11 protein-coding genes are annotated in these 13,415 nt (G+C 63.9%); 10 read left to right on the top strand and 1 reads right to left on the bottom strand.

Features of this window, described 5'->3' with window-relative positions:
* Positions 1-151 precede the first annotated feature (151 nt).
* Both ACO06R_RS01570 and ACO06R_RS01565 read left to right on the top strand, forming a co-directional pair.
* Positions 152-1,075: a flagellin gene (locus tag ACO06R_RS01570; protein WP_421855211.1), complete on the top strand. Its 924-nt coding sequence runs from the start codon at positions 152-154 to the stop codon at positions 1,073-1,075.
* Positions 1,076-1,546: 471 nt separating this feature from the next.
* Entirely contained in the window at positions 1,547-2,470 is a 924-nt protein-coding gene (locus ACO06R_RS01565; RefSeq protein ID WP_421855208.1) for a flagellin, read from the top strand.
* 151 nt (positions 2,471-2,621) lie between these two features.
* Here ACO06R_RS01565 and ACO06R_RS01560 read toward each other — a convergent pair whose 3' ends face one another.
* Positions 2,622-3,668, bottom strand: a complete 1,047-nt coding sequence (locus tag ACO06R_RS01560; RefSeq protein ID WP_421855205.1) for a hypothetical protein — start codon at positions 3,666-3,668, stop codon at positions 2,622-2,624.
* A gap of 468 nt (positions 3,669-4,136) precedes the next feature.
* Here ACO06R_RS01560 and ACO06R_RS01555 point away from each other — a divergent pair, with 468 nt between their 5' ends.
* The 8 genes from ACO06R_RS01555 to ACO06R_RS01520 all read left to right on the top strand — a co-directional run bounded on the left by ACO06R_RS01555 (position 4,137) and on the right by ACO06R_RS01520 (position 13,406).
* The gene (locus ACO06R_RS01555) at positions 4,137-5,063 is read left to right on the top strand and encodes a flagellin (RefSeq protein ID WP_421855203.1); all 927 of its coding nucleotides are present in this window, start codon (positions 4,137-4,139) and stop codon (positions 5,061-5,063) included.
* A 148-nt stretch (positions 5,064-5,211) separates the two neighbouring features.
* Positions 5,212-6,909 carry a flagellar basal-body MS-ring/collar protein FliF gene (gene fliF / locus ACO06R_RS01550; RefSeq protein WP_421855200.1) on the top strand — a complete coding sequence of 566 codons (1,698 nt, stop codon included), beginning with the start codon at positions 5,212-5,214 and terminating at the stop codon, positions 6,907-6,909.
* Positions 6,910-7,767: a hypothetical protein gene (locus tag ACO06R_RS01545; RefSeq protein ID WP_421855197.1), complete on the top strand. Its 858-nt coding sequence runs from the start codon at positions 6,910-6,912 to the stop codon at positions 7,765-7,767.
* Complete coding sequence (locus ACO06R_RS01540) at positions 7,764-9,176, top strand: MotB family protein (protein ID WP_421855194.1); 1,413 nt, start codon at positions 7,764-7,766, stop codon at positions 9,174-9,176. Before ACO06R_RS01545 ends, ACO06R_RS01540 begins: the two co-directional genes overlap by 4 nt.
* Complete coding sequence (locus ACO06R_RS01535) at positions 9,173-10,435, top strand: hypothetical protein (protein ID WP_421855191.1); 1,263 nt, start codon at positions 9,173-9,175, stop codon at positions 10,433-10,435. The genes ACO06R_RS01540 and ACO06R_RS01535 overlap by 4 nt, the downstream gene beginning before the upstream one ends.
* On the top strand, positions 10,432-11,967 hold the full coding sequence (locus ACO06R_RS01530; RefSeq protein ID WP_421855189.1) for a flagellar hook-length control protein FliK: 1,536 nt from the start codon (positions 10,432-10,434) through the stop codon (positions 11,965-11,967). Before ACO06R_RS01535 ends, ACO06R_RS01530 begins: the two co-directional genes overlap by 4 nt.
* A 7-nt stretch (positions 11,968-11,974) precedes the next feature.
* Complete coding sequence (locus tag ACO06R_RS01525; protein ID WP_421855186.1) at positions 11,975-12,487, top strand: transglycosylase SLT domain-containing protein; 513 nt, start codon at positions 11,975-11,977, stop codon at positions 12,485-12,487.
* A gap of 157 nt (positions 12,488-12,644) precedes the next feature.
* A complete protein-coding gene (locus ACO06R_RS01520) occupies positions 12,645-13,406 on the top strand; it encodes a response regulator transcription factor (protein ID WP_421855183.1) in 762 nt (253 codons plus the stop codon).
* Positions 13,407-13,415 lie beyond the last annotated feature (9 nt).

Below are 13,415 nucleotides of genomic sequence, written 5' to 3'. Positions count from 1 at the left end.
GCGCTTGGCCCCGAAATCCTTTCTTAAACTTTGACCGATACTTTCGCCGCGATCACAGGGGCTATCAGTTTGATAGGGGCATGATGCCCGGCCGCTGTACCGGCTTGATCCGGGATGTCCCTCCATAGTCAGTATTTGGGAAGGGGACAGTATGTCCAGTATCATTACCAACGTCTCGGCGATGACCGCGCTTAAGTCGCTGTCGGCTACCAACAAAGGCATCGAGACGACGCAAGCCCGCATCTCCACCGGCCTCGAAGTCGCCGAAGCCAGTGACAACGCGGCCTACTGGTCCATCGCGACCACCATGCGGTCGGACAACAACGCACTTTCGACAGTTCAGGACGCACTCGGCCTCGGCGCTGCAAAGGTCGACGTCGCCTACACCGGTCTCAACAGCGCCATCGACGTTGTCGACGAGATCAAGTCCAAGCTGGTCGCGGCTCGCGAGCCGGGTGTTGACCGCTCCAAGATCCAGTCGGAAATCGGCGAACTGCAGAACCAGCTCGTCTCGATCACGACTTCGGCTTCGTTCTCCGGCGAGAACTGGCTGTCGGTCGACTCCAGCGCGGCCGGCTTCTCGGCCACCGAATCGGTTGTCGCCTCCTTCAACCGTTCGAGCAGCGGTGCGGTTTCGGTGTCGACCATCGACGTCTCGATCACCTCGACCAAGCTGTTTGACGCCAACGCTGCGGCCAGCGGTATCCTCGATACCACGTTCACGACCACTGGCGCTGGCGCTGTGACGGTTTCGGTGTCGAACCTCGACATCACGGCCGCCAATATCGACGACACGGACATTGACCAGATGATCTCCAACGTTGACACGGCGATCCAGAACATGACCGACTCGGCGTCCATCCTTGGTTCCTCCAAGAGCCGCATCGACATGCAGTCCGACTTTGTCGGCAACCTGATGAACGCGATCGATCGCGGCATCGGACAGCTTGTCGACGCCAACATGGAAGAAGAATCAACCAAGCTGCAGGCCCTGCAGGTCCAGCAGCAGCTGGGTATCCAGGCGCTGTCGATCGCCAACGGCAACACCCAGTCGATCCTGTCGCTGTTCCGTTAATCCGGAAACTCATTGGTCAAGTTCCCTTGGCGGGCCGCGTTTGCGGCCCGCTTTGCATTTTATTAACCATATTCGATTTACCTCCCTTACAGGGTAAGGCCCGGCTTTCCGTATAGTGAGGAATCCGGGCGTTTGAGTAAAACGCGGCCAGGACCGCCGCGTCTGTCCGGACGATGCAATGTCCGCCTGTTATTCCGTGTATGCTGCGTGGCCGCTGTCGGCCTTGGCGATCCCCGAAGGCGACCGATAACCGGCCTTCGAGCGTTGCCCTGCGCATTGCAACGTGGATCGCCGAACCCGCAACAGCATCGCAAGCACCGAATTCGCATTCGCGTAAACCCGGCGAATGGCTTTTGAACTTGGCCGAGCCGCTGGCCAAGCACAGTGGATATCGAACGATAGGGCATGATGCCCAGCCACTGTACCGGTCGACCCGGAATGTCCCTTATTACACGAGTGGAAGGGGACATAATGTCCAGTATCATGACGAACACAGCGGCAATGACCGCCCTCAAGTCTCTTCAGTTCACGACGAAGACGATTGAACAGACGCAGAACCGTATCTCGACCGGTTACGCAGTATCGGAAGCCGCGGACAATGCCGCCTATTGGTCGATCGCAACGACCATGCGCTCCGACAACAGCGCGCTTTCGACCGTGCAGGATGCGCTCGGCCTCGGCGGCGCCAAGCTGGACGTGGCCTATACCGCGCTGAACAGCGCCATCGACGTCGTCGACGAGATCAAGTCGAAGCTGGTTGCGGCCCGCGAGCCGGGTGTCGACCGCGCCAAGATCCAGTCGGAAATCTCCGAACTTCAGAATCAGCTCACATCGATCTCCAGTTCCGCGTCCTTCAGCGGCGAGAACTGGCTGTCGGTCGATTCGTCCGCAGCGACCTATTCGGCCACCAAGAGCATCGTCTCTTCCTTCAGCCGCGACACCAGCGGCGCGGTCTCGGTGTCGACCATCGACATCACGATCACCGCCACCACGCTGTTCGACGCCAATGCGGCCGGTAGCGGTATTCTCGACACCGACTTCACGACCACCGGCGCCGGCGCCGTGACCGTATCGGTCTCGAATCTCGACATCACCGCGACCAACGTGGACGACACGGACATCGACCAGATGATCTCCAATGTCGACACCGCGTTCCAGTCCATGACCGACGCGGCGTCCACGCTGGGCGCCTCCAAGAAGCGCGTCGACATGCAGTCCGACTTCGTATCCAATCTGATGGATGCGGTGGCGCGGGGCATCGGCCAGCTGATCGACGCCGACATGGAAGAGGAATCGACAAAGCTGCAGGCCCTGCAGGTCCAGCAGCAGCTCGGCGTTCAGGCGCTTTCGATCGCCAACGGCAACGCCCAGACGATCCTCTCGCTCTTCCAGTAATCGTCCAACCGGACTGACACCGAATGGGGGCGCCGCTCGCCGGCAGCCCCCATTTTCTTCTTCTGAAGAGCCTCGATGGTCGTGGCGCGCTTTAGCGCGCGAGCGGTTTTCTGCCCCGGCCTCAAGCGCCTCGTTCGGCCCTTCGCTATGGCTACGGGCGTTCGTCGCGCGAAAAGCCAAATCGTTGGCTTTTCGTCCGCGCAGCGGAAAGCTCCTCACCGTTGCCGGGGGACCGACGCGCCCGCGCATAACGCGCGAGCGCGTCGCATTCCTTCAGGATGTCGTCGATGGGGATTTCGGATCGTCGCCGGCGGCCCGGCGGATGACCGATGCGCAGCGGGATCTGGATCTTTGTGATCGGTTCGGGATGCGGAACCGGTGCGTTTCCCGGCACGTCCTCGACCGCGCACGGATTGGGTTCCGCCATCAATCGGGCCTTCCTGCGCGCAAAGCGAACGGCGTGGCCCGGCAGGTCGTCGAGCGCGGCCTTCAATGCGCGGACGCGCCGGCAGACATGAGCGGCATTGATCAGGGTGCGGCCGAGCCCGTCGACCGGCGGCGATGGTTTGGGCGGGTCCGTTGGCAGCGGTGCGTCGCTGCCGAAAAAGGTGATGCGCGGCACGGCTTTGCGCCGCGGCCGCGGCGGGGCGAAGATCGCCGCATAGTCGATCGGCGGATCGAACAGCGCGAAGGCCGGATTGAGCGACGGCGCAGCAGGCACCGCCGGTTTCGGCGGCTTCGGCACCCACGGTGTCTTTCCGACCGGCACCTGCCTGCCCTGATAGACGATGTTGGTCATCGGCCGGGGGCTTTTGTCCTTCACGATCAGGCAGGCCACGACCGACGCCGGCACGTCGAGCGCGGCGTTGTCCGGTACCGTGGTCAGGTCGAGATCTGCGTCGGCAGCGGCGGGCGCATCGGCCTTTGCCGGCGCGATCCCGGCAAACGGCCGGCGTCTGGCCCGCCGGATGTGCAGCTTGACCGCGATGTTGCGCGCGGCGACCGCCAGCAGACGACGGGTGGCGCTTTCGGCGGGATAGAGCACCCGCAGGACCGCCCGCCAGATGCACTCCGGCAGCATGTCGGCACCGCCGACATCCAGACCGGTCTTGATGCACAGGGTCCGCACAATACGCGACAGCGTGGCGCGGTATTGCGCGATCTCCAGGTCAAACCATTCATCCGAACCGTAATCCATGCGGTCCAGCATGGCGGAGGGTGAGGTGCGGTGGACAGGTTTTCCGCGAGGAAATCGCCAAGGCATTGTAAAAAAAGGAGAAAAGGAAGTTTTCTCCGCGCGTATTTCCACCGGGTGCGGGCTCCGTGGCGCGCCGGCTACGCGCGCTGTGCCACCAAAAGCGACGCAGAGACACCAGTTCCGCGCAAGCTAGCGTCGCTAACGATTCTTTAATGGACCTTTCATCCGGCTTGGCTTGTGCCGCTCGCTGCCGGGCGAAAGGACGCAGAGTCGGGGCAGACGCGAGGAGTTGCGCGGTGATGGCGCGATGCGAAACGCATCGAGGCGAAGGCAAAGGAACCTTGCGGTATCCGCTGTCTTGCCTGTGCCCGAAACGCAGCCGCAATCGGGTCACTTCCGTCCCGTCGGAGCGGCGAGGGCCCTGCGCCGTAAGGAAAACCACCGGCGGCAGCGCATGAAGGGGGTGCCATGTCCAGCATCATGACCAACACGGCGGCAATGACCGCCCTGAAGGCGTTGCAGGCAACGACCAAAAACATCGAATCGACGCAGCAGCGCATCTCGACGGGCTTCAGGGTTGCCGAAGCCAGCGACAACGCCGCCTACTGGTCGATCGCAACGACAATGCGCTCGGACAATTCGGCATTGTCGACCGTTCAGGACGCACTCGGTCTCGGCGCGGCCAAGGTGGATGTCGCCTATACCGCGATCAACAGTGCGATCGAGGTCGCCGACGCGATCAAGTCGAAGCTGGTCGCGGCGCGCGAGCCGGGCGTCGACCGGTCGAAGATCCAGTCGGAGATCGAAGAACTCCAGAACCAGCTCGGCGCCATCGCCGGTTCGGCCTCGTTCAGTGGCGAGAACTGGCTCTCCGTCGATTCCAGCGCGGCCAGCTATTCGGCGACGAAGAACATCGTGTCGTCGTTTACCCGCGCCAATGACGGCACGGTTTCGGTGTCGACAATCGCCGTCGACATCACCTCGACCGCGCTGGTCGACGCCAACGCGGCCGGCTCTGGCATTCTCGACACGGACTTCACGACGACCGGCGCTGCGGGCGTGACCGTGTCCGTGCTGACCCTCGACGTCACCGCCACCAACGTCAACGATATCGACATCGACGACATGATTTCCAATGTCGACGTCGCCTTTCAGGCGATGACGACCTCGGCCTCGGATCTCGGTGCGTTCAAGAAGCGAATCGACATGCAGGGGACGTTCGTCGACAATCTGATGGATGCCATCGAACGGGGTATTGGCCAGCTTGTCGATGCCGACATGAGCGAGGAATCGACGCGGCTGCAGGCGTTGCAGGTCCAGCAGCAGCTTGGCGTGCAGGCCCTGTCGATCGCCAACAGCAACGCGCAGACCATTCTCTCCCTCTTCCAGGGATAATCCCGCCCGGTGCCGTTTTCCCGCCGGCCGCAGCGATGCGGCCGGCTTTTTCCATGGTCGGCGAAAGGTGACATTCGTTCCGCCGCGTCGCGGGCCGGATACTCTCACACAAGCTTCGCGGGCTATGCCGGAAGTCCGATAGGGAGTTGTGGCCTTGCCCGAACAGTTCCAGCAGATTCTCAAGAACCTCACCGATCTGGGTGTCAGGCGATTGGCTGTCATGGGCGCTGTCGGCGTTCTCGCCGTCGCCGCCATTCTGGTCGGCACCTACTACCTCAACAGACCCGCCTACCAGCCGATCTATGTCGGCCTGGAACGCAACGACGTGACCCGGATGGGCATGGCGCTGGCCGATGCCGGCATTCCCTATGACGTCAACACCGAGGGCACCGCGATCCTCGTTCCGGCCGGCCGGACCAGCCGCGCCCGCATGATACTCGCCGAGAAGGGCCTGCCGAACGGCGCCGGCGCCGGCTACGAACTGTTCGACAATCTCGGTTCGCTCGGCCTGACGGCGTTCATGCAGGAGGTGACCCGGGTCCGCGCCCTGGAAGGCGAGATCGCCCGCTCGATCCAGACCATTCGCGGCATCAAGGGCGCGCGGGTTCATATCGTGATCGCCGATCGGGGCAATTTCCGCTTCGCCGAACAGACGCCGTCGGCATCGGTGGTGGTGCGCTACGAGGGATCGAACGCCGAATCCAGCGCGTTCGCCATCCGCCACCTGGTTTCGGCGGCGGTGCCCGGGCTGCAGACGGAGAACGTCACGGTGCTCGACGCCACCGGGCGGCTGCTGGCCGCCGGCGAGGATCCGCTGACCTCCAGCGCGACCAGCAATCTCGGCATCAAGGCCACCGTCGAAAGCAATGTCGCCGACAGCGTGCACAAGGCGCTCGCGCCCTATATCGGCAATCTCAATTTGCGGGTCAGCGTGCAGGCCGATGTCAACACCGACCGCCGGCAGGTCGAGGAAACGATCTTCGATCCGGATTCGCGCGTCGAGCGCTCGGTGCAGGTCGTGCGCAGTGAGGACGCCTCATCGCAGCAGACCGGCAACGACCCGGTGACGATCGAGCAGAACTTGCCCGAAGAGCCGGAGGCCGCCGGCGGCGGACCGCAGTCGAGCGAGCGCAGCGAACGGCGCGAGGAAACGACCAACTACGAACTGAACAGCAAGCGCATCGCCACGGTTTCCAACGGTTACGCCATCAACCGGCTCTCGATTGCCGTCGTCGTCAACCGCGCCCGCATCGTCGACACGCTCGGCGGCAACGCCGATCCGACCGAGATTGACGCGAAGCTGGCGGGAATCCGCGAACTGGCGGTGGCTGCGGCTGGCGTGTCGGATGCGCGCGGCGATGTCGTCCAGGTGACCGCCGTCGACTTCCTGGAGGGCATCGACGGCGTTCCGGTCACCGAACGCGGCGCGCTGGATGTGGTCAGCGAGCATCTCGGCACGCTGATCAACGCGCTCGCCTTCATCGCCGCGATCCTCTTGGTGGTGTTCCTCGGCTTGCGGCCGCTGATCGCCGCACTCGGCGCCAGCCGGCCTGCCGTTGAGGCCGGTGGCGGCATCGCCGGCGAACTGCCGGCCCTCGATTCCGTCGGTGATCTGTCGGCGCTCGATACGGGCGGCTCGATCGACGATGTCTTCGCCGGCAGCCCAAGCTTCGACGATCTTCCGGAATTGCCGCCGCTTCCGGTCTCGCCGCATGCCGCCGACCAGAGCGAGATCCTGGCCAAGATGCGGCCCTCGCCCGAGGACCGCCTGACCATGATTGTCGATCTCGACGAGGAACGCGCCGCGCAGGTGCTGCGCCGCTGGGTCAGGCAGGAGGCCGCGTAAGTGAGCCGCGCCAAGCTGTTCGACGTGCTGCCGGACCTGATGACCGGCCCGCCGCCGCGCCGCGAGGCGCGCGCGTCCGGCTTCGAGCCGCTGGTGGCCGAAGCCGCCGGGCGGCCGGATTTCGTGCCGATCGACATGTCCGCGCCATTTACCGGTGCAACTGAACCCGATCCGCTGCAGGTATTGGCCGGCGACGCCGATCTCGGCGGGGTGATCGATCTCGATATCGACCTAGACGGGCCGGCCCTGGAGCCGCTTGGCCAGCCGGCCGACGATCCGCTCTCGCCATTCGCCGGGCCGATGCCCGGCGAGCGCGATCCGGTGGTGCCCGCAGCAGCGCCGATTCTACCTGATCTTCCGGACGTGCCGGATCGGTCTGGATTGACTGGCCTGCCGGAAGCGGCGCATGCGATCCCGGCCGATGGCCCGCCCGCCGACGCTGCCGCCGAGGCGGCGCACAACGACGAGATCGCCCGGTTGGAAACCGTCTACCAGATGGCGCTGCACGACATCGTGGATACGGCGATCCCGAAAGCCCGCGAAGACATCACTGCCGCAATCGCTGGCGAACTCGCCCCATTGGTGGCCACGCGGATCAGGGGGTCGCTCGCCGACCACATGGTGTCGGCGCTGGTCGCCGAGGTCAGCGAATTGCTGGTCGACAGCGATGCGGTCAGTTTCGAACTGAAGGGGCCGGAACGGCTGCTGCTTTCGTTCCGCGAGCAGTGGGCCGACGACAACCCGCCGGTACGCCTCGTGGCCGCCGACACGGTGGACATCGTCGCCAAGGTCGGCAGGACCGTGCTGGCAACACGGCTGGCCGATGTCGACCGCCTGCTTGACGGGGTTGCGGCATGAACGACGGCGAGAAGCACCAGGAAATCATCATCATCAAGCGCGGCGGCGACGGCGAGGAAGGCCACCACGGCGGCGCCTGGAAAATCGCCTTTGCCGATTTCATGACGGCGATGATGGCGCTGTTTCTCGTGCTGTGGCTGATCAACGCGGCCAACGAGGAAACCAAGAAGGCCGTTGCCAGCTACTTCAACCCGGTCAAGCTGGTCGACCGCAACCGCAGCGTCAAGGGACTGCACGACGCCGAGGGGGTCCAGGACGTCGAGATGACCACCCCCAACGAGCAGTTTCCGGAGACCGAGAACAAGGAAACGCCGACCGAGACGATCAGCGAGAACCAGACCGAGGCGGAGGCCCAGTTCTTCTCCGACCCGTTCGCAGCGCTCGACGAGATCGCCGCCCACGAGGTGCCGGGGATCGCCAAGAGCATCGAGGAGGAAGGCGGTCGCAACGGCGACCTGGCGATCAACGACGCCGAGGGCGGGGAATCCTTCATGGATCCGTTCTCCCCCAATTTCTGGAACGAGGAGGTCCGCCACGCCAACGACAACCGGCAACTTGCCGGCAACTTCGAGACATCGGGCGAAGCCGATGACGCGGCAGACGAGATGCGTCTCGAAGTGCCGGCGACGACCGAAGAGATCGGCGGCCAGGCAGGATTGCAGGGCGACCCCGAGGCGCAGCTGGAAACGGCGTCCCTGAACGCCGAGGACGGCGATACGGGAGGCGCGGCCGCGAAGCAGGCGAGGCTGCCCCGCCAGATCGAGCTTGAGGACGCCGCCGGAGCGGAGACCAAGCCGGAGGACAATCCGGAAGGCAATCCGGAAGACAATCCGGAAGACATGGCGGCCATGGCGGACACCAAACCCGGCGATGGCGAAGATGGCGCGACGGAGATGGCCGAGACGAGCGGAAGTTCCGAGGCGGCCGATCCCTTGGAGGCCGCAGCAGAGGCGTTGCGGCGAGCGATCGGCGAGCGCCTGGCCGAGGAATTCGGGGCGGAATCCGCCCTGGCCGAGGAACTCAATGTCGTCGCCCGGGACGACGGCATCCTGATATCGCTGACCGACAACATCGATGTCGCGATGTACGATGTCGGCTCGGCCATTCCGAGCCGCGACCTGGTTGTCGCGATGGAGAAGATCGGCGCAGTGCTGGCCGACCAGCGGGGCGGCATCCGCATCCGCGGCCACACCGATGCGCGGCCGTTCCGCTCCGACGCCTATGACAATTGGCGCCTGTCGGCGGCGCGCGCGCAGTCGGCCTACTACATGCTGCTGCGCGGCGGCCTGGAAGAGACCCGCGTGCGCGAGATCACCGGTTTCGCCGACCGGCAGCTTCTCGTCGGAGACAATCCGCTGTCACCGAAGAACCGGCGCATTGAGGTCCTAGTCGAGGTCGATCGGCAATGACGGCCGCCGGCTTTCGCGTTTTCGCATTGGCGCTTGCTGCTGTGGCGAGCCCGGCCGCCGGCGACGACGCGCCACTTGCCGAGCCATACAAGCTGATGCGTTCGCTGCAAATCCTGCAAGACAAGGTCGCCTATGGCGACACCGCCGCCTTCAGCATGCAGGCCGACCTTGCCAAGGTGGTGGATGCCGGCTTTCGCGGCCTCGACCGCACCGTGCTGACAGACGAGCGCAATGCGCGCGCGCTGATCTCCTATTCGATGGCGGGCGGCAATCCCGCCACGCTGGAGGAGCTGATTCCGATTGTCGGCGAGCGCGGCGATGAACTGGTGCGGCTCGCAGTCGCCATACTCGTTTTCCAGAAGGGCGGGGTGAAGACGGCAGCACAACGCCTGCAGAATGCCCATCCGCGCGAGGTCGGCGGATTGTTCGGCGCGTCGCTGGCGCTTGTGCGCGGGCTAGTCACCGAGGACGACGACAAGGCGATGTTCGATTTCGACACGGCGCGTCTGCTGGCGCCGGGCACGCTGGTCGAGGAGGCGGCGCTGCGGCGGCTGATGACCATTCACAAGCGCCGGCAGGACCCCGAAAACTTCCTGCGCATCGCCAGCCGCTATGCGCGGCGCTACATACGCTCGCCCTATGCGATGCAGTTCGCTCATGAGTTCGTGACCGGGGCCGTTGCCATGGACGGGCGGGTCGATCGCGCGGTGATGTTCGAGGTCCTCGACTTCATGCCCAAGCCCTATCGCGACGCTGTGGTCGTGCGGCTGATGCGGTCGGCCACCGTGGCGGGCAAGGTGGATCTCGTTCGGGCGCTCACCGAAACCGTGGTCGACGCCGAAATGCCGGTCGCCACCGACGAGTTGGCCGACGATCCAGTCGCCGAAGCCGATCCGACGGGTTTCCGGCAGAAACTCTACATGCGCATGTCGGAGGTCACATCGGAAAATGTCCGCGAAGTGGCGGAAGAGCTGCGTCGCGTCGACACCGGAGAACTGTCCGCCGGCGACCGCGAATTGCTGAACGCGGTTCTGGCCGTCGCCGATACGGTGGGCAGCCCCGACCCGGTGGGCGCCGGGAATGCCGAGGGCAAGCGGACGGCCATGAGTGCGGCGGCTCCCGAAAAACCCGGTTCAAAGAGCATGTTCCAAAATCCGGGCGCCAAATCCGATCCTCTGATGGAGGACTTCGACGACTTTGTCTCCAATGCGCGCGACAGGTTGAGCGACATCGAAAACGTTCTGGAGGATGTGGAATGATGGGCCAGGTGATGCCGGCGGTTGTCCAGGGCGCAAACCCGCAACGCGGGTCCGACAACCGGCAGGGTGCGGATACGGCGACCGGCGGCGACGCATTCGGCGAGGAACTGGTCCGCGCCAAGTCGCTGCGCGCACGGTCCGGCGGTACTGACGGCACGGCGTCTGAGACACGGCCGGCGCAGGCCGGCAATGGGCCGGAAAGCGGCGCTGCCGCCGCAGACAAGGGGGAAGCGGGTAACAGCGAGACCGTATCCGCGGCAGACGAAGGCAAAGCCCGCGCCGCATCGCAAAGCGGCGAAAACCTGGAGAATGGCGTCGAAGGCCGGCACCATGCCGCCTTGAAGGCGATCCTCGAACAGCTTGAGCAGGTCAATGGCTCAGAGACTTTGACCGGCGATGCCGAGGCAATGCCCGTGGGGCAGGCTGAAGCAACCCCGGCGAAGACTGAAAGCGTCGCCGCGGCGCAAACCGCTACGCCCGGCGATGTGATGGAAGCGTTGAAGGCGTTGCAGCAGGGCATGTCGGCGCAACCGGAAGGCGAGGCGGGTGAGAAGGCCGCTGCCGCCGCCGCAGCAGCGCAGCGGAGCGAGCCCAAGACCACGCTCGGCCAATCGGCGGTTCCGGTACTGGGTGTAGCCGCCGCCGGTCGCGGCGCCACCGCAATCCCGCCGGTCGCTCCGGTGGCGCCGGAGCAGGCCGAACGTCCGCGGCAAGGCGATACGCGCGCCGACCTGACGCGCATCGAAAGCGCGATCGCCCGCATTTCCAAAGCCTTCAGCGGCAACGGTTCCGAGACGGCGGCCGCCGCAGGCAACACGCAGGAGAGCGTCCGTCATGCCGAGCCGCTCGCCCGGTTGTCCGCCGCCGAGCGCAACGATCTGGCGGAGCGCGTAACGGCCCGCAAACCGGACGCGGCGCAGCCGGTCGCCGATGCCAAACCCGTATTGTCGAATACGGTACAGGGGCAACCGGTGACGGTTCAGGCGGCACCGGTTCAGCCCGGCGCTGCGCCTGACGCCGTGGGCCGCCAGGTCGGCGAAGCGGTCGCACGCGAACTGGAGAGCATGTCCCTGACGCGGTTGACCGTATCCGAGCAGGCGACCGGTCCGCGAACCGTCAAGACGTTGCTCTTGCAGCTTAACCCCGTTGAGCTTGGTAAGGTGAGTATTCGCTTACACTCAATCGACGGCGAATTGCGCGTCTCCATCCGCGCGGAATCCGAACTGGCGGCAAAAATGATCGCCAATGACGGTGAGCTGATTGCGTCGACCCTGCGGTCGGCCGGCATTTCCGCCCCGGACATCACGGTCTCGGGCGGACGGAGCGAGATGGCCCAGTATCAGTCGCAGGACAATGCGGGCAGGGATCACGGAGGCAGCAGGGATGCGGCGCATCAGGATCGCAACGGCACCGACAGGAGATCGTCGCAGTCGCAGGGCTGGGCAACGCCAGGCCGGGACGCTGTCTCGCAGTCAACGGACCCGGGCCCTGGTAGCCGGGATCAGTCTGCTGGCGGCCGCGTTTACATATGATGCTTCCTTGGCATCGGGTCTTGAGCGGCGCGGAATTTGCGAGGCGCATGTTGCAAATGCGGCACAGTCCTTCGGCATCCCGGTCGGCGTATTATACGCCGTAGGGCTCACTGAATCCGGCCTGAACGGCGGACTGCACCCGTATGCGATGAATATTGCCGGCGAATCACGCTTCGCTGATTCGCTACCTGAGGCGGTCGGCATCCTGCGCGATGCGCGGCGCAGAGGCATCGACCTGGTCGATATCGGCTGCATGCAGATCAACCACCACTATCATCGCGACCAGTTCCCCAGCGACGCTGCAATGTTCGATCCGAGAAGCAATGTGATGTATGCAGCGCGCTTCCTCAAGTCTCTGAAAAGCAGACACAAAACATGGTCAATGGCGGTTGCTCGTTATCATGCCGGGCCGGACAACGATGCCGCGCAAAAGCGCTATGTGTGCCGGGTTATCGGCAATCTGGTCGAAGTCGGCGCCGGCAAGTGGACCCCGGCGGCAAAAAAATTCTGCGGCAGATGACGTAAGGTTGTATTTCTGGCTGGTAACTGGGAGTTTGCTTTCATTCACACTTTGTTAATAAGTGCAATCCCCAAGTTTTTGCCATTGTGGACAGAATCACCGATTCGTTAAGCCCGAAGTCACCGAACAATGAATTGATTCGGCCGGGGGATGAACGATGATAGTGGTTATTGATGACCGCGACCTTGTTCGGCAAGGTTTCGGCGGTATGTTTCAGCGTATTGGTTTTCCGGTTTTTGGTATAAGTGGGTTTGAGATCGAGTCTTGGCTCGAATCTATTAGTGCGAATGAACTGAATTCGGTTGAGGCTTTTCTTGTTGGTCACTCCGAAGTCGATGGATGCTTGATTCACCTTATCAGGCAGAATTCTAAAATTCCGATCATTTCGGTTCTCGAACAGAACGCGCTGCCGGAGATTCTTCGGCTGTTCGAGGCGGGCGCCGACGATGTGGTTCGCAAGCCGGTTCATGTCCAGGAGATCCTGGCCAGGGTCGCTGCCATTCGCCGCCGCAAGACACCGGTGCGCGCGACGCTCGAGTTCGGGCAGTTGCTCGTGCATACCGACGGACGCGATCCGGAGATTGCCGGCAAGACCTTCCCGCTGCCGCGCCGGGAGCGCAGGATCCTCGAATACCTCGCCTCCAATGGCGACCGCCGCGCGACGCGCAGCCAGATCTACAACGCGGTCTACGGCCTGTTCGAGCAGGATGTCGAGGAGTGCGTGATCGAGAGCCATATCTCGAAACTGCGCAAGAAGCTCAGAAAGGTTCTCGGTTTCGAGATCATCGATTCCAAGCGGTTCCTGGGCTACCGGCTTGACGCCGAGGCGGCGAAAAATCCGGCGCAAACAAAGACCGGCAATCGCGCCGAAGTGGAAGCGGGCAGTTTCGGACAAGATTTGGAGGTTACGCTCGGCTAACCAGAAGAT

This window comes from Oricola sp. (assembly GCF_965230365.1).
In the GTDB taxonomy this organism is placed as follows: domain Bacteria; phylum Pseudomonadota; class Alphaproteobacteria; order Rhizobiales; family Rhizobiaceae; genus Oricola.
Note: the sequence above shows the minus strand (reverse complement) of the source record. Positions and strands in the feature narration are given on the sequence as shown.

Coding starts and splice junctions, on each gene's coding strand:
- ACO06R_RS01555 (WP_421855203.1), top strand. CDS start 4,137: ATGTCCAGCATCATGACCAACACGGCGGCAATGACCGCCCTGAAGGCG.
- ACO06R_RS01570 (WP_421855211.1), top strand. CDS start 152: ATGTCCAGTATCATTACCAACGTCTCGGCGATGACCGCGCTTAAGTCG.
- ACO06R_RS01560 (WP_421855205.1), bottom strand. CDS start 3,668: ATGGATTACGGTTCGGATGAATGGTTTGACCTGGAGATCGCGCAATAC.
- ACO06R_RS01540 (WP_421855194.1), top strand. CDS start 7,764: ATGAACGACGGCGAGAAGCACCAGGAAATCATCATCATCAAGCGCGGC.
- ACO06R_RS01535 (WP_421855191.1), top strand. CDS start 9,173: ATGACGGCCGCCGGCTTTCGCGTTTTCGCATTGGCGCTTGCTGCTGTG.
- ACO06R_RS01530 (WP_421855189.1), top strand. CDS start 10,432: ATGATGGGCCAGGTGATGCCGGCGGTTGTCCAGGGCGCAAACCCGCAA.
- ACO06R_RS01565 (WP_421855208.1), top strand. CDS start 1,547: ATGTCCAGTATCATGACGAACACAGCGGCAATGACCGCCCTCAAGTCT.
- ACO06R_RS01520 (WP_421855183.1), top strand. CDS start 12,645: ATGATAGTGGTTATTGATGACCGCGACCTTGTTCGGCAAGGTTTCGGC.